Here is a 22,063-nt window from a genome sequence, read left to right on the forward strand (position 1 = left end):
GGCGAAGATAGGTGGTGGACGGACTCCGGCAGGGTCAAAGGCAATGGACCACGCGCAGGGCTCGCGCTCCTCGAGGGCCTTGAGCAAGGACGAGGTACACCCCGGCCGGTTGGGCGGCCATGGAGAACTCCGTGCGCTCGCGCGCGTGGGTGGTCCGCTCCAGAATGCGGCCGAGACCGTCGAGGAGCAGCAGCTCATCTCCGCGCTCGGTCCCCTCGACGATCAGCACATCCCCCCTGATGATCGCATGCACAGGCAGCGAGGCGTGCTCCGGTAGGGATACGCCCCCCCCGTCGCACGAGGAGTTCACCGATCTGTACCGCGCCACGATCGCCGAACTGCTCGCGCTCGTGCTGATCAGTGCTGGAGAACCAGCCAGACCGACATTGGCGGAATCCGAGCACTGCCCACCGATCACCAAGGCATCTGCAGCGGACCAGGCCATGTCCATGAACCAGTCCTTGCCCGTTCCCTGCACCACGGTGCTCCAAATGTGGGAGCCGTCATCCAGGCAATAGGAACCGATCCATGCTGTACTGGGAGGCCCTTGGGTCTGGTAGAGGATGGACCCGCTGCCCGGATCCGCATCCAAGGAGTGGGTGAAGGTGCCTGAAACCACCACGGCGCCATCCTTGAAGGGGGTCATGCAACTGATCAGTTCATTTCCGTATTCCGAGAACAGGTCGCTCCATCCCGGCTGCCAAATGGTCCCCTCCAAGGTGTGGATGAACGCATCATTCCCCGAAGAGGTCAGTTGCTCCACCGTATCCGCGTTCGTGAACGTGGCCTGGCCGGAAAACGCGCCGCCGAGCACGATACCGCGATCAGGGAGCGGACGGACCAAGGGGGACTGCCACCAGACCGGCCAGTCGAAGCTCTCATGCCGCACATACCCTCCACCGGGGTCCAGCTTGATGGCGACGGCTCCCTGATTCTGGCCGAAGTTGGTCCATGCCGTGTCCGGACCAGGGTCCACATCGAATTGTTGCATCGGGACCGGGCCGACCGTACGTAGGGAAAGGAGCAGGTCGCCTTCGGAGAACGCGAGGTCACAGGCGTACTCCATTCCAACACCACCCATCACGCCCGACCATTCGAGCTGGTCCATGGCATTGAGCTTGGCCACCCATACGTCGGAATACCCGCTGGAGCTCAATATGGCCACGTTCGGACCAGGATCGACATCAATGCTATCGGTGAACTGGCCGAGGAGGAAGACATCGCCCTGGTCGTTCGTGAGCAGGTGCATCGCGATGGAACCCTCGATCACCGAAGCGGCAACGAAGGTGCCATTGGTGGACCATCGGACGAGGGCCATCCCGTTCCCACTGACCATGAAAGTCCCGGGCCCGGGATCCGCATCCCAGCTTCCGTCCAGAAGCACGGACAGCACCACGTCACCTGCTGGTGAGACCGCGATCGCGCGCAGGGCGTCCGCTTTAAGGCCCCATTGGTACGTGCCTGAGCTGTCGTACTTGGCCAGGAAGCAGCCTGACCCCGGTAAACCACCGAAATTCCAGGAAAGGGTGGCCGAACCTGGCCCGGGATCAAGGTCGACGGACCCCGTGTTCGCCATCCGACCGAACACGTAGATGTTGTCCTGCGCATCCGTTCGCACCTCTTGGATCATCGACTCCCCGGATACGCCAAGCAGGTTGGCCCAGTGCAGGACCTGGCCGGCCGACAACAAGGGCAGCTCCATGAGCAGGAGGATCGGGATGATCGCCTTGTGGCGCATCCTGTGAAGGTAGGTCACGCGGTACAACGCGCCGGTGCTTGTTGAATTGCGCCTACCCCCTGACACGCGTCATTCGACAATGCCCGTAGTGAGTTGGATGGACCCGAAGCCCCGGTCCGCTCGACAAAAAGGAAAGGCGATGGGGAAGAACGTTGTGCCCGGAAAGGTTCGCGATCAGAAGCCGTGTTGCTCACCCCGTTCGATGACCTCTTGAAGCAACCGCAGATCCTTCCTCGCCACCCCATTGGGAGCCGTGGCCAACGCCTTCCGTGCCAACTCCGCGAATCCCGGCAGATGGGGATTGCCTGCGCTCCAATACCCTGCGGGGTGGTTGATCCGTAGCAGTGCGTTCAACAGGTCGCCCGGATAGAATTCGGTCTCCATCCAGGGGTCGCTCGCCAATAGCGCCAGGGCTTTCGGCACGAGGTGGCGCAGGCATTCGTTCTGGCCGATCAGGAAGCGCAGGTCGGCAGCCGACAGTTGACCGATAGGGATGCGGTGCAGGGCAAAGTAGCGGCGCACGACCTCACTGTCGTCAGCATCAGGCACAGGCTGCGTCCAGGTCCACCCGCCCAAGGCACTGATGCTATGCCGGTCGGGCTCCTTCTCCTTGTGCATGGAGGTCGTTGCCGCTCAGCTACACTTCGTACATCAACACCGCCACCTCGTCCTTGATCCGCTCGAAGTCGCCATCGGCGGTGAGCAGGGGGATCTGTTGGGTCAGGGCCGTGGCGGCCACGATGGCATCCGGGATCTTCAGGCGGTAGGTCTTCCGTATGCGGATGGCCTCTTCCATGATCCGGGCATCCAGCTCGATCATCGGCCACTCGTTCACGAACGCGGTCACGGCCTTGGCCTCTGCTCGGCTCATGCCCGGCTTGCTGAGCAACTCCATGTAGGTAATGAACGAAATGACCACCCGTTGACCTGAAATGGCATCGGCGGCGGACCTGTCCCCGCGAAGCAGAAAGAGGGCCACATTGGTGTCCAACACCAGGCTCTCACCACTCATCCCGCCACTTGCGCTGGAGTGCAACAGGGTCTTCGTCGAGCTTGAGAACACCCACGTACTTGTAAACGTCCACCGGCTTACACGCCTTGGCACGCTGGGTGCGGAGCTTCCGCAGCTGCATCTGGATGCGCTGCTTGGACATGCCCCGTTTGATGACCACCACCATACCACGAAGATACAGCGGTCGCGGATGGACGTGCGCTACTTCAAGTGCTTCTCCAACCACCCGAACACCTCCGCATGCCATTGCATGGAGTTCTGCGGCTTCAGCACCCAGTGGTTCTCGTCGGGGAAGCGGAGGTACTTGCTCTCGATGCCCTTGGCCTGGCAGGCGGTGAAGCTGCCGATGCCCTGCATGAGCGGCACGCGGAAGTCCTTGTCGCCGTGCACCACGAGCATGGGCACGCGCCATTGGTCGGCATGCAGCAGCGGGTTGAAGGTCTCGTAGTTCGCGGGCTTCGTGAAGACGCTGCCGCCGTTCTCCCAGTCGGTGAACCAGAGCTCCTCGGTGCTGTAGCCCATGGCGCGTGTGTCGAAGATGCCGCAGTGCGACACCAGCGCCTTGAAGGGCTCGTTCCACACGCCGGCGATCCAGTTGATCATGTAGCCGCCGTAGCTCGCGCCCAGCGCCGCCACGTTGCCGTCATCGAGGAAGGGGTATTTGCCCAGCGCGAAGGCCAGGCCCTTCTGCAGGTCCTCCAGCGGGCGGTCGCCCCAGTGCTCGTTGATGGCGTCGGTGAAGGCCTGCCCGTAGCCGGTGCTGCCGTGGAAGTCGATCATCACCACGGCGAAGCCCTGACCTGCGTAGGTCTGCGGGTTCCAGCGGTAGCTCCAACTGTCGCCGAAGCTGCCCTGCGGACCGCCGTGGATGAGGAAGGCCACGGGGTACTTCCTGCCTTCGGTGTAGTTCGAGGGCTTCAGCACGTAACCGTACACGGTCTCGTTGTTCCAGCCGGGGAAGCTGAACTGCTCATAGGCGCCGAAGACCTTGTCCTTCAGCGAAGCGTTCACCTGCGTGAGCACCGTGGCGCCCTGGTCGATGAGCTTAGCCTTGGGCGCGCTGGCGTACAGCTGTGCCGGACCGCTAAGCCCGCTCTTCTGGTACACGAAGCCCTTGGGCGTTTCCACGAAGGCATCCAGGTGCCCGTCCGTGCTCAAGGGCGTGACGGTGTTGGTCTTGAGGTCGATCCGGAAGAGGCGGTGCTTGCCGAGGTCGTCGGCGGTGACGAGCAGGTTCTTGCCATCGCGGCCCCAGGCCAGGCTGGCGACGCTCCGGTCCCAGGTGGCGGCCACGTCGGTCACCGTGCCGGTGGTCAGGTCCATCACCTTCAGTTGGAAGCGGTCGGCCTCGTAGCCCGGGCGCTTCATGGCCTTGTAGGCCAGCCTGGTGCCGTCGGGTGAGATCACAGGCGATGCGTCCCACGCGGGGTTGCTCGCGGTGAGGTTCGTCGGGGTGCCGCCGGTCACCGGCACACTGTAGAGGTCGAAGTTGGTGCTCCACGGCTCCTTCTTCCCCGCGATCCGCGCGCTGAAGTACACGGTGCGGCCATCCTTGCCGATCACGAAGTCCTCGTTGCCGCCGAACGGCTTGGACGGCACATCCCCATCGAAGCCGGTCATCAGCGGCACGGGCTGGGCATTCGGATCCTTCAGCGAGAGGTAGTAGAGGTGGTTTCGGGTGCCGTCCTTCCAGGTGTCCCAATGGCGCATGAACACACGGTCGTACACCTGACCGGTGCTCTTCCCACCTTCTTGCGCGCTCATGCGTTCCAAGGTGCAGGCGATGGCGTCATCGCATTCCGGGAACACGGCCAGGGCCACCACCAGGCCGGAGCCATCCGGTGCCACGCGATAGGCCTGCACATCCAGCGGCAGGAAGGTGATCGGCTCGGCCGCCTTGCCAAGGGCGTCGGCCTTCCACACCTGCGTGAGGCCTCCATCCCCGCGGGCGCTCAGGAAGTAGAAACCCGACCGGTCACCCGACCACTGGATGTCACCGGCGCCCCCTTCACCGGCAGGCACCTTCACCTCGGGCTTCTTCAGGTCCGCGAGGTCCTTCATCCACAGCGTGCTCACCCCCCGGTTCGCCTCCATATCGGTGGCGCGCACATTGAACACCGCGGTGGTGCCCGCGGGATCCACGGCCAGGCCGCCGATGCGGTCGAGCATCAGCATGTCGGGATACGTGAAGGGGGCCTTCTGCTGGGCGGTGGTCGTGAGCGCCAACAGCAGACCTGTGGCGATGGTAAGGGTTCGACGGTGCATCATGGTTTCGACCGGGATGGGACGCAATGAACGAAGATCGGCGCTTCAGGCCATGGCTGAGTCCTAGGATCTTGATCCCTTGAGCCTTGATACTTGAAGCTTGAAGCTTGAAGCTTGCCTCGTCCGCCAAAGCCTTGGCGGAGGCGGGTTCAGCCTTGCGCCCCCGAGAACTCCTTGAAGAAGCCCACGATCCGCTTGCGGAAGAGCAGGAACAGCAACAGGTAGGGGACCGCCATCAGGTAGAGGATGCCCAGGTTGAGGCCACGGCCCACGTTCTGCTCGCCACCGAACGGTTGCTGCTGCCCCTCCACGGTGGCCTTGCACATGGCGCAGCCCTGGGCCAGCCCATCAGCCGGCAGGACCAGCAGCAGGGGTAACAGGAGCAGCAAAGGCCAGGCGCGGCGGAGCACGGGGCAAAGGTAGGCTGACACGCCCTGTCTCAGTAATACGGGCTGATCATCAGGTACACCACCACGCCGGTGACGCTCACATAGAACCACACGGGCCACACCCGTTTGGCCAGGCGGCGGTGCTCCGGGTACTGCGCCGACAGCGCGCGGTAGGCCGTGAACAGGATGAAGGGCAGGCTGAGACCGGCCAGCACGATGTGGCTGAAGAGGATCACGTAGTACACCAGCTTCACCGCGCCGGTGCCGCCAAAGGCCGTGTCGCCGGCGAAGAGGTGGTGGACGATGTAGCTCACCAGGAAGAGCACGCTGAGCGCCATCGCCGCCATCATGGCCGCGCGGTGGGCGGTCCAGCGGCCGGCCCTGGCGGTGAAGAGGCCCGCGAGCAGCAGCACGCTCACCAGGCTGTTGAGCACCGCGTTGATGCGGGCGAAGACGTGCACGTCCAACCCCTCAGGCGCCGGCACCTGCACCCGGTTGAGCACCACCACCGCGGTGAAGACGATGGCCGAGAAGGTCCAGATGAGGCGTTTGGCGGGACGCTCCTCCAGGCGGAGGCTGCGGGGCGGATGGGCTTCGCGGGGGGGCATGCGGGGTGAACGCTCGGCGGGCGGCGGGGTTCACGAGCTGCGCTCGGCGGCTTCGCGCCGGCGCACCTTCTCCTCCTTCAGCAGCATCTTGATGTCGCCCGCCAGGCGGCCCACCTCGGCCGTGCTGGTGCCATCGTAGTAGCCGCGGATGTGGCGGTCCTTGTCCACCAGCACGAACATCTCCGAGTGCAGGAAGCCGTCCGGGGCCATCACGTCCTCGCGGGCGGCCAGGAAGTAGCCTTCGCTGCCCAGCAGGTAGAGGTCGGCCTTGGGGCCGGTGAGGAACTTCCAGCGGGCGGTGTCGGCCTGGTGGCGGCGGGCGTAGGCGTTGAGCACCTCGGCCGTGTCGTTCTCCGGGTCCACGGTGTGGCTCAGGAACACCACGTCATCGAAGGCCTCGTCGTCGAGCTTGAGCTGCAGCTGCTGCATCTGGCGCGTCATGCGCGGGCAGATGGTGGTGCAGCGGGTGAAGAAGAAGTCGACCACCAGGATGCGGCCCTCCACATCGCGGTCGCTGAAGGGGCGGCCGAACTGGTCGGTGAAGGCGAAGGGCGGCACGGTGAAGTAGGTGGTGTCGCCGGGGGCGTTCACCTCCTTGGGGCCGTAGTAGGGCAGAAAGGCGTAGCGGTGCTTCGCCAGCCCCAGGGCCGGTGCGAAGAACAGGAACAGGAGCAGGATGAAGAGCGGGATGCCGCCCAGGATGGCGAGCTTCTTCCAGCGTGGCGCGGGGCGCATCCCTCGGCTCAGAGGAACTGCGTCCACAGGCTGTGGACATAGTTCGACTCCCAGATGGCGATGAAGAGCAGGTACAGGATGAAGAGCGCGTAGGGCAGCAGGATGATCGCGCGGATGTTGCGGCGCTCATCGCCCAGGTGCATGAACACGGCCACGATGTAGCCCGCCTTCACCAGTGTGAGGACCACGTACAGCAGCTTGATGGTGTTCCACGCCGAGGCGTCGAACCACTCCTTCCAGTAGGCGCCCACGGCCACCTCGATGGTGGTGACCACGGCCAGCAGGCCGGTCACCTGCCAGATCTTGCGGCGGATCCTGCGGCCCTCCTCCTCACCATGGTGGGCGTCCAGGCTGTACTCGATGATGTCGTCGCGCTCCATGTCAGAGGAGGTAGAAGAAGGTGAACACGAACACCCACACCAGGTCCACGAAGTGCCAGTACAGGCCGGCCTTCTCGACCATCTCGTAGTGGCCGCGGCGGTGGAAGACGCCCCGCATCACCATCAGCAGCACGATGAGGTTGATGACCACGCCGCTGAAGACGTGGAAGCCGTGGAAGCCGGTGATGAAGAAGAAGAAGTTGGCGTACTGGGGGGGGCCGTACTCGTTGCGCACCATGTTGGCCCCGTCGATGTAGGCCACGCGCTCGTTCCAGAGGGCCAGGGCCTCGGCGCCCTCCACATGGGCATGGTCGCCCTCGGCGGGCTTGAGGTAGTGGCCGGGCAGCGCCTTCACCAGGTGGAAGCCCGGGGCATTGGCCGGGTCGTGCGTATCGTGCGTGTCGTTGTGCACCCAGTATCTGGCGCCGTCGGCCGTGGTGATGTAGCCGCCGCCGCCATGGATGAAGTGGCTCCACTCCCAGGCCTGGCTGCCCACGAAGAAGGCGCCGCCGATCACCGTGAGGAAGAGCCACTTGATGACGCCCTTCTTGTCCATCCGGTGCCCGGCCTCCACGGCCAGCACCATGGTGACGGAACTGAAGATGAGGATGGCCGTCATCAGGGCCACGTAGATCAGCGGGTAGTCGCCGTGGAGGAAGGGCAGGGCGCGGAACACCTCCTCGCCGATGGGCCAGGTGTCCGTGGTGGCGTGGCGGGCGAAGCCATAGGCCACCAGCAGGCCGGAGAAGGTGAGGGCGTCGGACACCAGGAAGAACCACATCATCATCTTCCCGTAGCTGATGCTGAACGGGGAGCGCCCGCCGCCCCAGAGGACGTCGTTGCTCAGTGCCTTGGTCGCTTCTCCTGCCATGGGTTCCGTTTGTCCGGCCGCAAACCTAGTGAACGAAGGTCAAGAACAAAAAGAGGTAGACCCACAGGATGCCCAGGAAGTGCCAGTACATGGTACCGGCCCACAAACCGGCGTGGTCGGCCTGGGTGTAGGCGCCGCGGGCGGCCAGCACGAGCATCACCACAAGGCTCACCAGACCCAGGCCCAGGTGGGCCAGGTGGGCGGCCGTGAGGGCGTAGATGTAGGAGCTGGCCGTGTTCTTCTGCTCATCCAGATCGGCGTTCAATGCGGTCCGGCGCTGGGTGTCGTCCGGCATGTAGAACTTGCCATCCTCCAGCACCAGTTCCTGGCCCTGATGGCGGATCGTCCAGTCCTGGCCGTAGGTGCCGGTGTTCTGGAGCACCTTGCCCACCACGAAGTTGCCCTTGTCCACCAGCTGGCCCCAACCTTGGAACTGGCTGACGGTGAAGCCGATGCCGAAGGCCAGCGTGAAGGCGATCAGGAGCGGCACGCCGCCCATCTCGCCGCGGCGGACCCGCGTCAGGGCCATCTGGATGAAGAGGCTGCTGACAGCGATGCACCCGGTGCTCACCAGGAAGGCATCGGGCAGGCGGATGTCCACCCAGTAGCCTCCGCTCATGCTCACCACGTAGGCGCTGGTGAGCCCCGCGAAGAACATCACGATGGCGAAGAGCAGAAGCCAGGTGAGGAGCTTGCGGGCCTTGAGCTTGCGCGGAAGGTCCTCGATGGCCGGGGAGTAGGTGAAGGTGGTCATGAGCGGTCCAGCACGTAGGCGAGCTGCACCGCCGGGAGGTAGAGGAAGCTGGCGAACATCAGGCGTCGGGCCTGGCGCGTGTCGCCGGTGCGGTAGAGCTTCCAGGCGGGCACCAGCATCACCAGGCCGGCCACGATGGCCACGACCGGCGCCACGGTCCCCACACGATCGAACACCCAGGGCAGCATGCCGACGGGGATAACGAACAAGGTGTACAAAAGGATCAGGAAGGCGCTGGACCGGTCACGCTCCCCGCTGGGCAACAGGCGGAAGCCGGCGCGGGCGTAATCGTCGTGCAGCACCCAGGCGATGGCCCAGAAGTGGGGGAACTGCCACATGAACTGGCCGGCGAAGAGCAGGCCGGGGGTGAGCCCGAACTGGCCGGTGGCGGCCACATGGCCGAGCATGGGCGGAAAGGCACCGGGGAAGGCCCCCACGAACACGGCCCAGGGGCTGAGGCGCTTCATCGGGGTGTAGAGGGCCACGTACATGAAGAGGCTCAGCAGCCCGAGGATGGCGGTGAGCACCCCGAAGGCCGCCCACAGCATCCACAGGCCGGCGATGCCCGCCGCAGTGGCCAGCACCAGGGCGGTGGTCACGCTCATGCTGCCGCGCACCAGGGGCCGTTCGGCGGTGCGCTGCATCAGCGCGTCGGTGTTCAGCTCCCACACCTGGTTGAAGGCGTTGCTGGCCCCGGTGACCAGGGTGCCGGCGAGCAGCAGCAGCAGCAGGCCGCCCACGTCGAGCGCGCCGGCCGGGCTGCCCATCCAATAGCCGAGACCGGCGGAGAAGACCACCAGGCTGGCCAGGCGCAGTTTGAACAAGGCGGCCGCGTCGCGCAACAGGCCCACGGGGGCGGTGACGGCGGTGGCGGAGGAGCGCTGCACGGGGAGGCGGGGGTGTTCCGGAGCGGCGCAAAGGTAGCCCTTCGGCCGGCTCGCGGCTCAGGGCCTTCCGGTGCGCAGCTGCTGGTCGGTGTAGCGGTCGCGGAAGGTGGCGGCGATGCCGACGCGCACCCAGTGCTGCACCTGGGTCTCCCCCAGCTCGGGCACGAAGGAGCGGAACACATAGGCCGCCTCCAGCTGCAGGCCGGCCCGCTCGCTGAGCACATAGGCGCCGCGCAGCTCGTTGTGCAGCAGGTTGGCCTGCACCGGCGCCGCCAGGTAGAAGCCGTAGTTCTCCAGACGGCCTTCGGCATCGCGTACCGGGCGGTCCTTCTCCGGGCGGTACAGGTCGCTGCCCCAGGAGTAGAGGCCGGTGTCCACCCCCATCACCGCGAAGCTGATGTGCTCCCGCAGGCTCCAGCGCCCGCGCCGCCAATCCACGATGGCGAGCGACTCGTGGAAGTTGCTGCCGTAGGGGTGCGCCAGCGGCTGGGCGAAGTGGGCGTGGTTCTGCCGCGTATCGCTGTGGGTGTACATGAAGGGCCGCACGTAGTTGAACTCCAGCCGCACATCGAGCCCCTTCACCTTGAACGCGTCATAGGAGATCCAGCCGAGCTGGAAGCCCTGCTTGTTGGCGAACCAGCCCTCCCCGCCGCGCACCTCGCGCAGCAGGAATTCGTCCAGCACCAGCTGGCTGTAGAACAGGCTCTGCCAGCCGGCCTTGATGTTGAGGGCGAAGCCGAGGATGGCGTTGTCCGGCGAGCCCAGCCCGAACTCGATCGGGCGATAGAAGATCACCGGGTTCCAGTAGTTGAAGTCGAAGCCTCGGGGGTAGTTCGGGTCGTTGTCCTGCCAGATCACCGCCTCGAAGAGCCCGAAGTTGATCCGCGGGGTCACGTTGTAGCTGAGGTAGTGCATGCTGGTGGCCTTCCGCTGGAACCGGCGGGGCACCCCGTCCGCGCCACGGATGTCGTCCATCAGGGCGTAGAGGTTCACATAGCGCACCTTCCAGAAGGTGGTGGCGATGCGCAGATAGGGGTAGCTGGTGGCGTTGTCCGACAGCATCAGCGAGCGATGGCCCTCGCCCCAGAAGTTGCGGCCGCGCCCCACGGTGATGTTGAAGTAGGTGGAGGTGGTCCAGTTGAGGTGGGCGTTCCAGTCGTAGTGCGCGTAGGTGGGCGCGGTGCCGTAGGCGTAGCCCTCGGAGGGGGCGGCCCCGGAGGCCTGCACCAGGGTGTCCAGGTGGGCGGGAAAGCGTTCCAGCCAGCCCATGCCGTCGGCGTGCAGGGTCAGCGAGGGATGCAGGTCCACCTCGGCCCAGCCGCCGGCGCCCAGGCGGTAGGCCGGGTCGGTGGTGCGGGCGCTGGAGAGGCCACCGAGCAGGTCCACGAGCGGGGCACCACGGAAGCGGCCGCTGTCGCCACGGGCCCAGCGGTCCAGGAAGGGCAGCGCACCGGGGCGCGGCATCGTGTCGGCACCGGGCAGGGCGGCGAGGTCGCTGCGCAGGTAGGGCCGAACGGCGGTGTGCTGGTCGCCCTTCCAGCGGTGCAGGGCGGCGGCATAGGGGGCCTCCAGGGTACGGCTCAGGGGGAAGAGGCCCGGCTGGGCGGAAGCGGCAGTGGCCCACAGCAGCAGGCCGGACAGGAGCAGCGGCCTCATGGCGTGGCGCGCCGCTGTGGCAGGGCGAAGGGCAGCAGCGCGAGCACCACGGCCGTGCTGCCCAGCACCATCAGGCCCACATTGGGGTGCCACTTGCGGGTGAGCAGGCTGAGCCCGATGATGGTGAGGGCGTAGGCGTAGAGGGCGAACGTGGTGCGGCGGTGGCCCAGGCCCATGTCCATCAGGCGGTGGTGGATGTGGTTGCGGTCGGCGGCCAGGGGCGACACCCCGCGGGCGGTGCGCACGATGAAGATGCGCAGCGTGTCCACCAGCGGGTAGGCGATGACGGCCATGGTGAAGATGGGCGTGGGGATCTGCCGCAGCGGCAGCGGCAGGCGGCTGGTGTCGTGGTCCACCACCTTCATGGCCAGCACGGCGATGATGGCGCCGATGATCAGCGAGCCACTGTCGCCCATGAAGATGCGCGCCGGGTGGAAGTTGAACACCAGGAAGCCCACCAGCGCGCCGGCCAGCACGAAGGCCAGCAGGCTCAGGGCGATGTCACCGGCCATGTACAGCCACACACCGTAGACCGTGGCGGCGATGAGGCCGATGCCGCCCGCCAGGCCGTCCACCCCGTCGATCAGGTTGAAGGCGTTCACCAGCACCACGTAGGTGAAGAAGCTCAGCGCGATGCTCATCGCCGTGGGCAGCTCGTACACGCCGAACAGGCCGTGCATGTCGGTGATGCGGATGTCGGCGGTGATCACCAGGATGTAGCCCACGATCATGTGGCCCACCAGCTTCTTCACGGGGCTGAAGCCGATGATGTCGTCCTTGACGCCGATGAAGAAGAGCAGCACCATGGCCGCCAGCACGAACTTGAAGTCCTTGTAGGCCTGCCCCATGGCCTGGTAGAGGGCCTTGTAGCCCTCACCGTCCTCGCCGATCAGGGCGGCCTGAGGGAACCAGAGGGCATAGGAGAAGATGACGGCGGCGAAGATGATGATGCCGCCGATGGTGGGCACGCTGCGGTGGTGCACCTTGCGCGCATCGCCGGGCTCGTCCACCAGGTGCTTCAGCCGGGCCACCTTGATGAGGCTGGGCATGGTGAAGAGCACCACGATGAAGGCCGTCACCGCGCCGAGGATCAGGATGTAGCCGTGCTCCTTCATGGGCGGTCAAAAGTCGGCATACCGGTTGAACAGCGCCATGCGGAAGGCGGCGTAGAGGTGGCCGCTGTTCTGTTGGTCGGGCGCCGGGCTCAGGTCGCGCATCGAGTAGCCGATGGTGAACCGCATGTTGCTCATTTGGTTGATGAGGTAGCTGGCGTTGAGCTCCAGGTAGGTGAGCTGGCGGACGATGGGCCCGTCCGGCAGGGCCGAGAGCTGATCGGGCAGCAGCAGGTCGCTGCCATGGTTGGCGGCCAGGCTGTCGGGGCCGTCCGTGCGATAGGTGGCCAGGTTCAGCTTGGCCTGCAGCAGCACCTTGCCGCGGATGCGATGGTCCAGGATCACGACGGCCTCGTCGAAGTTCGCGCCGTACGGATGCGCCAGGGGCTGCTGCGTGTGGGTGTACGCGGTGAGCGCATCCCGCTGCATGTACAGGAAGGGCTGGGCGCTGTTGTACTCGGCCTGCAGGTGCATGTCGAGGCCGAAGAGGTCGAACCAGCGGAAACCGGCCTGCCAACCGTAGCGACCAGGCTTGTCGGTGACGCCCTGGCCGTACACGTACAGCTTGTCGGTGAGCTTCACGCGCAGGTCGAGGCCCAGCACCTGCTTGTGGTCGCCGTCAAAGCCGTTCACCAGCGTGTTGATGCCGATCACCGGGTTCAGGGTGAGGGCGTTGAACGGGCGCACGCCGCTGCTGTCGATGCGCTTGAAGATCGTGGCCTCGAAGAGGCCGACCGTCACGCGTCCCAGGTCGAGGCTCAGGTGGGTGAAGGTGGCGCGCTTCCACAGGAAGAGGCTCTCACTGCTCTCGCCGGTGGGCAGGCGTTGGAGCATGTTGAGCTGGGCGTAGATCGTGCTGTACTGCAGGCGGTCCTTCCAGCCCAGGTGGCTCAGCTTCAGGAAGGGATAGGTGGGGCTGGCATCGCTCAGCAGCATGCTCCGGTAGCCGTGGCCCACCTGGTGGCGCCCCTGTCCCAGCTGCACGTTCAGCCAGCGGCGCGGCGTCCAGCTCACGTTGCCCATGGCCCAGGCGTAGTCGAAGGCACGGCCGTTGAAGGGTTTCACCCGGGCCTCGCCGGGCACCACGCCCAGCTCGCGGGTCCTGTTCCACAGGTATTGCGGATAGATGGCCTGGTTCTCGAAGAAGGCGGTCTGGAAGGAGAAGCGCGGGCCCAGGTCCCCGGCGACCCAGAAGCCGCGCGTGTTGCGGTAGAAGCGGGTGGTGTCGGCGAAACGGCTCTGGTCGCGGAAGTCCTGACCGAGCTGGAGGTCGAGCATCAGGTCGGCGTGCAGGCGCACACCCTTCTTACGCACCTGCAGCAGGTGGCGGCGGAAGAGCACCTCGGTGAGCCAGTAGTAGCGCCGGGTGCTGTCGGGGCGGAAGCCCATCACACCGGTGAGGTCGGCGCGGCTCTGGATCACGGGCTTCAGCCCGGTGTGGATGCGCGCGGTGCGGCAGGCCGCGCTGCGTTCCACGTCCAGGTAGATGTCGCGCTGCAGGGGGATGTCGTTCTGCTGGGCGGCGACGCGCAGGGCCAGGGGCAGCAGCAAGAGGAGCAGGCGGCGGCGCATCAGCGGGGAAGGCCCGCCGAAGGTAGCCGATGCCGGAAAAGCAAAAGCCCCGGCGGACCGGGGCCTCGATGCGTTCATGGTCCAGGCCTCACACCTTCGCCAGCTCGCTCTTGGCGAACTCGGCGTACACGGCGGTGATGCCCTCGCGCAGCCCGATGCGGTGCTTCCACCCCAGGTTGTGCAGGCGGCCCACGTCCATCAGCTTGCGCGGGGTGCCATCGGGCTTCTCGGTGTTCCACTTCAGTTCACCGGTGTAGCCCACGATCTCCTTGATCATTTCGGCCAGGGCCTTGATGGTGAGGTCCTCGCCCGTGCCGATGTTCAGGAAGAGCTCCTCGTCGTAGTTCTTCATGAGGAAGTAGCAGGCATCGGCGAGGTCGTCCACATGGAGGAACTCGCGCATGGGCGAACCCGTGCCCCACACCTCCACGCTCGGCGCGACCGTCACCTTGGCGGTGTGGAACTTGCGGATGAGCGCCGGCAGCACGTGGCTGTTGTTGAGGTCGTAGTTGTCGTTGGGCCCATAGAGGTTCGTGGGCATCGCACTGATGTAGTTGCACCCGTACTGGCGGCGGTAGCTCTCGGCCAGCTTGATGCCTGCGATCTTGGCGATGGCGTAGGGCTCGTTGGTCTGCTCCAGCAGGCCGGTGAGCAGGCTCTCCTCCTTAAGCGGCTGGGGCGCCATCTTCGGATAGATGCACGAGGAGCCCAGGAAGAGCAGCTTCTTCACCCCGTGCTCGTAGGCCGAGTGGATGATGTTGCTCTCGATCATCAGGTTCTCGTACAGGAACTGGGCGCGGTACACGTTGTTGGCGTGGATGCCTCCCACCTTGGCCGCGGCGAGGTACACGTACGCGGGTTTCTCCTGGGCGAAGAAGTCGCGCACGGCCTGCTGCTCCTTCAGGTCGAGCTCCTTGCTGGTGCGCACCACGATGTTGGTGTGGCCCTCGGCCTGCAGCTTGCGCACGATGGCGCTGCCCACCATGCCGCGGTGGCCGGCCACGTAGATCTTGTCTTGCTTGTTCATCTGTCGGGGCGACGTTAACGTCGCCATGGATTTGAGGATCTCATCAAAAGGCGTGGGCGACGCGAACGTCGCCCTTACGAAGAGTGATCGCGTGGGCGATCACTCCTGTTCGTGCAGGATCTTGTGGCCGCCCTTCTTCAGGTACACGTCGCGCTTGAAGAGCTCCAGGTCGCTGGCCATCATCTCCTTCACCAGGGCCTTCAGGTCGTACTTGTGCTTCCAGCCCAGCTCGCGCATGGCCTTGGTGGGGTCGCCCTCCAGGTGGTCCACCTCGGCGGGACGGTAGTAGCGCTTGTCGATGGCCACGAGCACCTTGCCGGTCTTCCTGTCGACCCCCTTCTCCTTCTCGCCCTTGCCCTTCCACTCGAGCTTGATGCCCACCTCCCCGAAGGCGAGGTCAACGAAGTGGCGCACGGTGTAGGTCTTGCCGGTGGCGAGCACGTAGTCGTCGGGCTTCTTCGCCTGCAGCATCAGCCACATGCCTTCCACGTAATCCTTGGCGTGGCCCCAGTCGCGCTTGGCGTCCAGGTTGCCCAGGTAGAGCGTATCCTGCAGGCCCAGCTTGATCTTCGCCGCGGCGCGGGTGATCTTGCGGGTCACGAAGGTCTCACCGCGCAGCGGGCTCTCGTGGTTGAAGAGGATGCCGTTGCAGGCGAAGATGCCGTAGCTCTCGCGGTAGTTCTTGGTGATCCAGAAGCCGTACAGCTTGGCCACACCGTAGGGACTGCGCGGATGGAACGGCGTTTCCTCGTTCTGCGCATGCGGACGCACACCGCCGTAGAGCTCGGAGGTGGAGGCCTGATAGAACTTGGTCTTCTTCTCGAGGCCCAGGATGCGGATGGCCTCCAGGAAGCGCAGCGTGCCGATGCCGTCGGCGTTGGCCGTGTACTCGGGCATCTCGAAGCTCACGTGCACATGGCTCATCGCGGCCAGGTTGTAGATCTCGTCCGGCTGGATCTGCTGCACCAGGCGCAGGCAGTTCACGCTGTCGGTGAGGTCGCCGTAGTGCAGGTGGAAGGGACGGCCCTTCTCGTGCATGTCGTGGTAGAGGTGGTCGATGCGGTCGGTGTTGAAGAGCGAGCTGCGGCGCTTCACGCCGTGCACCTCGTAGCCCTTGTTCAACAGGAGCTCGCTCAGGTAGGCGCCGTCCTGTCCGGTGACACCGGTGATCAAGGCGACCTTGCGCTTCTTTCCGCTCGACTTCGTGCTTTTCTTGGCCATGGGGTCGGGGCGACGATGGATCGCCCATGGGTTTGGTTGTTCAGTGGACGATGAACCAGTTGTTCACCAGGGAATGCTTGTTGTAGCGCAAAGGCGCGTTCGTGGTCACATCGATGAGCGTGCGACCCGCCTCGTTGGCGATGGCGTGGCCGGCGGCGCTGTCCCACTCCATGGTGGGGGCGTAGCGCGGGTAGGCATCGGCGCTGCCTTCGGCCACCAGGGCGATCTTCAAGGCGCTGCCCATGCTGGTGAGGGCCACCTCGCCGTGCTGCTGTCGCATGCGTGCGATGTAGGCCTCGGTCTCGGGGCTCGCATGGCTGCGGCTGGCCACGATGGTGAAGGGGCGCTGGGGCATGGATAGCGGCAGGCGCTCGGCCTGTGCGGCAAGTTCATACGCCGAGGAGGCGCCCCGGGTTGCCGCCCGCTCGATCCGGTGGGCCCCACCCCCACCCCAGGCGAAGTAGAGCAGGTCCTTCACAGGCACGTAGAGCACCCCGGCGATCGGCCGCGCTGCGCCCAACGCACCGGAGGGTTCGCCGTCGCGCTCCATCAGCGCGATGTTCACCGTGAACTCGCCGTTGCGCTTGACGAACTCCTTGGTGCCGTCCAGCGGGTCCACCAGCCAGTAACGCTCCCAGCGCTGGCGCTCCTCCACGGGCAGTTCCTGGCCTTCCTCGCTGAGCACCGGCAGCCCCGTGGAGGCAAGCGCGGTCACGATGGCCCGGTGTGCGCGGCGGTCCGCCTCCGTGAGCGGCGAGCGGTCGTCCTTCAGCTCCACGGCGATGGCGCCGGCGTAGACCTCGAGGATCGCGCGCCCGGCATCGAACGCCGCGGCGATCGCCGGACCGAGCAGGTCACCGGGGGCCGTGTGCTGCATCGGGGGCCAAAGGTAGCCGCACCCGATGCGGGTGTTCCGCGCCGGCGGGTGCTTCCATCAACAACGCGTGTGCACGACGGCCTCAGGGCCTCGCGAGACGCGACCGATGCATCTCGAAGAGCTCCTCCTGCACGCTGTCCAGGGTGATGGCGCGGCCATCGATGAAGGCATAGCGCACCGCGTTGGTGCGCATGTCGAGCGCGTCGCCGGCCGAGAGGAAGAGGGTGGCGCTCTTGCCCACGGCAAGGCTGCCGTAGCGGGCGTCGATGCCCAGCACCTGTGCGGCACCCAGCGTGACGCAGCGGACGGCCTCCTCGGCGGGAAGGCCGTAGGCACGGGCGGTCCCGGCCAAGAAGGGCAGGTTGCGGGCGCCCATGCGCTCCATGTCGCCGGAGTAGCTCAGGCAGAAGGGCACCCCGCGTTCGTGCAGCAGGGCGGGCAGCCGATAGGGCAGGTCCACGTCGTCGTCGTTGCGCAACGGGAGGCTGTGCACTCGACGCAGCAGCACGGCCACGCGCTTGTCGCGCAGCAGGTCGGCGACGCGCCAGGCATCGTGGCCACCCACGATCACGGTGCGGTGCACGCCCATGCGGTCCGCGAAGAGCACGGCCTCCTGGATGTCCTGCGCCTGTTCGGCATGCACGAAGAGGGTCATCTCCCCGGTGAACAGGCCGGCCAGCGCCTGGATGCGGACATCGGCCGGTGCGGCCTCGGGCCGGCGGGCGCGGGCGGCGGCCTCGGTGAAGAGCTGCTCCAGCTCGCGCAGGCGGCGCTCCCGTTCCTCGGCCTTCTCCTTCACCACGGGACCGGGCTCGGCCCACCACCCATGCCGGCTGAAGGCCCTGGGCCAGGTGATGTGCATGCCATTGTCGTGGGCGATGAGCGCATCGCGGCGGTCCCAGGCATCGAGCTGCACCACGCTGCTGCGCCCGCTGACCACCCCGCCGCGCGGCACGATCTGGGCGATGAGCACACCGTTCCGGCGCACCGTGGGGATGATCCGCGAATCCACGTTGTAGGCCGTGGAGGCCCGCACCTCCGGAGTGATGTCCCCGGCCTCGTCCTCATCGATCGTGGCGTGCACCTGATCGATCTCGGCCAGGCCCAATGTGGCATCGGGCAGGATGAGACCCGGGTAGAGGTGACCGCCCGCGGCATCGATCACCGTGTCGTAGCGCGCCGCCGGGGCCGTGGGGCCCACGTGATCGATCACGCCGTTGCGGAAGCCGACGAAGCCGCCGGTGATCAGCCGGCCATCGCCGGTATGCACCTGCGCCTCGCGGATGAGCACGCTGCGGGACTGGGGCGGGGCGGGCGCCGGCCGCTGGGCCTGCACCGCACAGGCGGCCAGGGCCGCGAGAAGGGTCAGTGCGGTCCTCATGGTTCCTCGCCGAGGGTCTCACAATGCCAGTGTCCGTCCTTCTTCGGTGCGGGCGCCTCGGTGCGGGCGCCCAGTCGCTGCGCGGCGAGCACCTTGGTCACCAGGCGGTCGCGTTCGGTGCGGATCATCGCGCGGAGGCGCTCGTCACGTGACCGTTCGTACAGCGGCCTTCCGTCGACCAGGGTCATCTCGGCGCGGGCGTCGATGCTCAACGGATGGGCGCTCCACAGCACAAGGTCGGCGTCCTTGCCGGGCTCCACGGTGCCCATCCGGTGGTCAAGATGCAGCATGCGTGCGGGGTTGAGGGTCACCATCTTCAGGGCCTCCTCCTCGGGCACCCCGCCGTACTTCACGGCCTTGGCGGCCTCCTGGTTCAGGCGGCGGCCCATCTCCGCATCATCGCTGTTGATGCCGGTGAGCACACCGGCCTGCCAGAGCAGCGCCGCGTTGTAGGGGATGGCCTCGTACACCTCCCACTTGTAGGCCCACCAGTCGCTGAAGGTGCTGGCGGCCACCCCGTGCTCGCGCATCCGGTCGGCCATCTTGTAGCCTTCGAGGATGTGGGTGAAGGTGTTCACCGTGAATCCAAGGCTGTCGGCGAGGTCCATCAACATTTCGATCTCGCTCTGCACGTAGCTGTGGCAGCTGATGAAGCGCTCGCCGCGAAGGACCTCGGCGAGGGCCTCGAGCTCCAGGTCGCGGCGGGGCGCGGGAGGCGGGGCCGTGCGGCGACGGCGCGCTCCGGTCCTGGCGACCGCGGCCGCGTGGGCGTCGTGCAACGCACGGTGATCGCGGGCGCGCAGGAAGGCGTCCAGCATCACCTGCTCCACGCCCATGCGCGTGCGGGGGTACCGATGGCCATGCGGCGAAGTGCTCTGCTTGACGTTCTCGCCCAGGGCGAACTTGATGAAACCCCGTGCATCATCGATCGGAAAGGCGTCAGCAGAAAGGCCCCAGCGCAGCTTCACCAGGGCGCTCTGGCCCCCGATGGGGTTGGCCGATCCGTGCAGCAATTGCGCGGCCGTGACCCCGCCGGCGAGCTGGCGGTAGATGTCCACATCGTCCGGATCGACCACATCGGTCATGCGCACCTCGGCGCTGATGGCCTGCCCTCCTTCGTTGACGCCGCGCCGCAACGCGATGTGCGAATGCTCGTCCACGATGCCCGGGGTGAGGTGCAGGCCCGTCGCGTTCACCTCGCGCACCGCCGGTGGGGTCCGTCCGGTGAGCACGGTGGTGGGATCGAGGGCGGTGCCGACCGCGGCCACACGCCCCTGATGCACGAGGACATCCGCCTGGCGGAGGATGCCCCGCTCGGTGTTCGTCCATACCGTGGCGCCTTTGAAGAGGATGGTGGCGGAGTCGGGCACCAGGGTATCGCCGTAGGCGGAGAACGGCGCCCATACGGCCCCGGGCGCGCTGGCGAGCAGACTGTCCAGGGTCGCCTTGCGGGCTGCGGGATCCTTCACGGGCGCGGCATCGGCGCGGCGCACGGCGCTCCACGGTGTCCAGATATCGCCGGGGATCACCCCCTGGCCGTCCCAGATGGCACCCTCGGCGTGCACCGTACCGTTGAGCCGAACATCGCCAGCGCGGCCGATCGCCCTGGCATCGAAACGCAGTCCGATGCGTTCGCCACTGTGCGTGAGGTCGGCGGCATACTTCGCGGTGTCACCGGCGGCACCGCGGAGCGTCGCCTTGCGGTCGCGCCACCGTCCACCGGTCACCTCCAGGCGCAGGGTCCGCCCGTCGATGTTCAGGTCATAGGTGCCCCGCACATCAGGCAGGCTCCGGTCGGCCAGCACGAACCGTTCACCCGCCACCCAGGTCTCCTGCACGGCATTGTCCTCGGCCAGCAGGTGGTCCGTGGTGATGAGCAGGTTGGCCAGGGCCCCGGTGGCGAGGACGCCCAGGCGGTCCTCCAGACCGAGGTAGGCCGCGGGCACGGTGGTGCAGGCGGCGATGGCGGTGCTGCTGTCGAGGCCGCAACGCACCATGCGGCGCACCGCGGGCCACCAGTCCTCCGGCTCCTTCAGCCCGTGGCGGGTGAAGGCGAAGCGCACCCCGGCCTGGTGCAGGATACGGGGACCGTGGGGCGCGAGCTCCCAGTGCTTGAGCCGGGCGATGGGCACCTCGAGGGCGTCGTGCGGGTCACGGACATCGGGCGCATCGGGCTGCACCACGGGCAGGATGAGGTCGAGACCGGCGTCGGCCACCTCGCGCCATCGGGCAACCTCATCGCCGCCGCCTTTGACGATGGCCCGGAACCCATGCTCGCGTCCCAGGGCGGCGATCCGCAGGACATCCTCGCGATCGCGGGCCTCGAACACCCAGGGCAGGCGTTGCTGAGAGGCCAAGGCCTCCAATTCGGCATCGCGCAGTTCGGCGGCGCCCCCTTCGCCATACCAACGGGCATCCAGCAAGGTCTGCCGCAACAGGGCGATCGAGCCGGTGAGCGAGGACGGGTAGGGGTCGGTGGAGCTGCCCTTCTGAAAGGAGAAGTGCGCCGAAGCGTCGGCCACCAGCACATCCAGTTGCGGGGACCGGCCTGCCGGGAGCACCACCGCGCCGGTGCCGCGCACGATGCCATCGGGCTGGTGCACCCACACGGCGGTGACACCCTGCGCGCGAAGGCGGGCGGCCTGATCGGCATCGGGGGCGTAGCGGGCCGCCGCCCGCTGGGTGGCCCGCACGGCCGGGTTCCAATGGCGCGCTCCGGCCAGTGTGCGGGCGGGTGCCGGTGCGTCCTTGGGCATGCCGAGGTCGCCGTACGGCTCCACGAGCCCCGGCCACACATGCGCGCCACGCAGGTCGTGCACCACGGCATCCTTCGGCACGCTGACGTCCCTGCCCACGGCCGTGATGCGCTCCCCGGTCACCACGAGGGTGGCGTCGTACACAGTGCGGCCCGGCTCGGGATGCAACGTGGCGTGCACGAACGCGTGCACCGGCACGTTGCGGTCGTGCGGCCCGTTCACCGGGGCGGTCACCTGGGCCATGGCCGTCCCCAGGAACGTCACGGCGCACAGGAGGCCGGAGGCCGGCGGAAGAAGGGACCGCATGGGCGGCGAAAATAGGGGTGCGGACGCGGCGGCCCCGGCGACGGCTACCTTTGCCGCCCATCAGCAGCATCCCGCATGGAGACGAACATCCTGGGTTTCTTCCACAGCCTGTTGCGCTACGGTGTGCTGGCCTTCGTGGCCGCTGCCGGCCTCACGGCGCTCAACGGCCTGCTGCGCGGTCGGCCCATCCTGGTCTATGAGCGCACCTTGGCCATGGTGGCGGTGCTGCTGTGCCATGTGCAGCTGGTGCTCGGCCTCATCCTCTACTTCATGCGGTTCAAGGCCTTCGGCATGATGCAGCCCGCCCACCAGCGATTCTGGAAGATGGAGCACATCGGAACGATGGTGGTCGCCATCGTGCTGGTGACGGTGGGACGTGCGATGAGCAAGCGGGCCAAGGAGGAGCCGCGCAAGCAGCGGCTCATCGCCATCTTCTTCCTGATCGCCCTGGTGCTGATGCTGTGGGCGACGCCCTGGCCGTTCAAGGAGGTGGGGCGCGACCTGGGCTGGTTATGA

21 protein-coding genes are annotated in these 22,063 nt (G+C 66.6%); 1 reads left to right on the forward strand and 20 read right to left on the reverse strand.

Annotated elements, in window-relative coordinates; genetic code table 11:
* Positions 1 to 34: 34 nt before the first annotated feature.
* The 20 genes from IPM49_09580 to IPM49_09675 form a co-directional block, all read right to left on the reverse strand.
* Positions 35 to 1,738: a hypothetical protein gene (locus tag IPM49_09580; protein MBK9274776.1), complete on the reverse strand. Its 1,704-nt coding sequence runs from the start codon at positions 1,736 to 1,738 to the stop codon at positions 35 to 37.
* Between the two features lie 174 nt (positions 1,739 to 1,912).
* Entirely contained in the window at positions 1,913 to 2,356 is a 444-nt protein-coding gene (locus IPM49_09585; protein MBK9274777.1) for a hypothetical protein, read from the reverse strand.
* Positions 2,357 to 2,375: 19 nt separating this feature from the next.
* Positions 2,376 to 2,750, reverse strand: coding sequence for a type II toxin-antitoxin system VapC family toxin (locus IPM49_09590; protein MBK9274778.1), 375 nt, complete (start codon positions 2,748 to 2,750; stop codon positions 2,376 to 2,378).
* A complete protein-coding gene (locus IPM49_09595; GenBank protein MBK9274779.1) occupies positions 2,740 to 2,916 on the reverse strand; it encodes a hypothetical protein in 177 nt (58 codons plus the stop codon). The genes IPM49_09590 and IPM49_09595 overlap by 11 nt, the downstream gene beginning before the upstream one ends.
* 35 nt (positions 2,917 to 2,951) lie before the next feature.
* Complete coding sequence (locus IPM49_09600; GenBank protein ID MBK9274780.1) at positions 2,952 to 5,018, reverse strand: S9 family peptidase; 2,067 nt, start codon at positions 5,016 to 5,018, stop codon at positions 2,952 to 2,954.
* A 146-nt stretch (positions 5,019 to 5,164) separates the two neighbouring features.
* Complete coding sequence (locus IPM49_09605; protein ID MBK9274781.1) at positions 5,165 to 5,425, reverse strand: hypothetical protein; 261 nt, start codon at positions 5,423 to 5,425, stop codon at positions 5,165 to 5,167.
* A gap of 29 nt (positions 5,426 to 5,454) precedes the next feature.
* Entirely contained in the window at positions 5,455 to 6,012 is a 558-nt protein-coding gene (locus IPM49_09610) for a DUF420 domain-containing protein (GenBank protein ID MBK9274782.1), read from the reverse strand.
* Between the two features lie 30 nt (positions 6,013 to 6,042).
* Complete coding sequence (locus IPM49_09615; protein ID MBK9274783.1) at positions 6,043 to 6,747, reverse strand: SCO family protein; 705 nt, start codon at positions 6,745 to 6,747, stop codon at positions 6,043 to 6,045.
* 8 nt (positions 6,748 to 6,755) lie between these two features.
* On the reverse strand, positions 6,756 to 7,127 hold the full coding sequence (locus IPM49_09620; protein MBK9274784.1) for a cytochrome C oxidase subunit IV family protein: 372 nt from the start codon (positions 7,125 to 7,127) through the stop codon (positions 6,756 to 6,758).
* A gap of 1 nt (position 7,128) precedes the next feature.
* Positions 7,129 to 7,998 carry a cytochrome c oxidase subunit 3 gene (locus IPM49_09625; GenBank protein ID MBK9274785.1) on the reverse strand — a complete coding sequence of 290 codons (870 nt, stop codon included), beginning with the start codon at positions 7,996 to 7,998 and terminating at the stop codon, positions 7,129 to 7,131.
* A 25-nt stretch (positions 7,999 to 8,023) separates the two neighbouring features.
* A complete protein-coding gene (locus IPM49_09630; protein ID MBK9274786.1) occupies positions 8,024 to 8,752 on the reverse strand; it encodes a cytochrome c oxidase subunit 3 in 729 nt (242 codons plus the stop codon).
* On the reverse strand, positions 8,749 to 9,603 hold the full coding sequence (gene cyoE / locus IPM49_09635; GenBank protein MBK9274787.1) for a protoheme IX farnesyltransferase: 855 nt from the start codon (positions 9,601 to 9,603) through the stop codon (positions 8,749 to 8,751). Before cyoE ends, IPM49_09630 begins: the two co-directional genes overlap by 4 nt.
* Before the next feature lie 93 nt (positions 9,604 to 9,696).
* A complete protein-coding gene (locus IPM49_09640; protein MBK9274788.1) occupies positions 9,697 to 11,295 on the reverse strand; it encodes a hypothetical protein in 1,599 nt (532 codons plus the stop codon).
* Positions 11,292 to 12,410 (reverse strand): undecaprenyl/decaprenyl-phosphate alpha-N-acetylglucosaminyl 1-phosphate transferase, encoded by a 1,119-nt coding sequence (locus IPM49_09645; protein ID MBK9274789.1) that lies wholly within the window; start codon positions 12,408 to 12,410, stop codon positions 11,292 to 11,294. The genes IPM49_09640 and IPM49_09645 overlap by 4 nt, the downstream gene beginning before the upstream one ends.
* A 6-nt stretch (positions 12,411 to 12,416) precedes the next feature.
* A complete protein-coding gene (locus IPM49_09650; protein ID MBK9274790.1) occupies positions 12,417 to 13,979 on the reverse strand; it encodes a hypothetical protein in 1,563 nt (520 codons plus the stop codon).
* 88 nt (positions 13,980 to 14,067) lie between these two features.
* Positions 14,068 to 15,006, reverse strand: coding sequence for a GDP-L-fucose synthase (locus IPM49_09655; protein ID MBK9274791.1), 939 nt, complete (start codon positions 15,004 to 15,006; stop codon positions 14,068 to 14,070).
* A gap of 99 nt (positions 15,007 to 15,105) precedes the next feature.
* On the reverse strand, positions 15,106 to 16,227 hold the full coding sequence (gmd, locus tag IPM49_09660) for a GDP-mannose 4,6-dehydratase (protein MBK9274792.1): 1,122 nt from the start codon (positions 16,225 to 16,227) through the stop codon (positions 15,106 to 15,108).
* Between the two features lie 40 nt (positions 16,228 to 16,267).
* Positions 16,268 to 17,104, reverse strand: coding sequence for a 3'(2'),5'-bisphosphate nucleotidase CysQ (gene cysQ, locus IPM49_09665; protein ID MBK9274793.1), 837 nt, complete (start codon positions 17,102 to 17,104; stop codon positions 16,268 to 16,270).
* Positions 17,105 to 17,186: 82 nt separating this feature from the next.
* Positions 17,187 to 18,485: an amidohydrolase family protein gene (locus IPM49_09670; GenBank protein MBK9274794.1), complete on the reverse strand. Its 1,299-nt coding sequence runs from the start codon at positions 18,483 to 18,485 to the stop codon at positions 17,187 to 17,189.
* Entirely contained in the window at positions 18,482 to 21,547 is a 3,066-nt protein-coding gene (locus IPM49_09675) for an amidohydrolase family protein (protein MBK9274795.1), read from the reverse strand. The genes IPM49_09670 and IPM49_09675 overlap by 4 nt, the downstream gene beginning before the upstream one ends.
* A 75-nt stretch (positions 21,548 to 21,622) precedes the next feature.
* Here IPM49_09675 and IPM49_09680 point away from each other — a divergent pair, with 75 nt between their 5' ends.
* Positions 21,623 to 22,063, forward strand: coding sequence for a cytochrome B (locus IPM49_09680; GenBank protein ID MBK9274796.1), 441 nt, complete (start codon positions 21,623 to 21,625; stop codon positions 22,061 to 22,063).

It is taken from the genome of Flavobacteriales bacterium (assembly GCA_016715895.1).
Lineage (GTDB): Bacteria > Bacteroidota > Bacteroidia > Flavobacteriales_F > PHOS-HE28 > PHOS-HE28.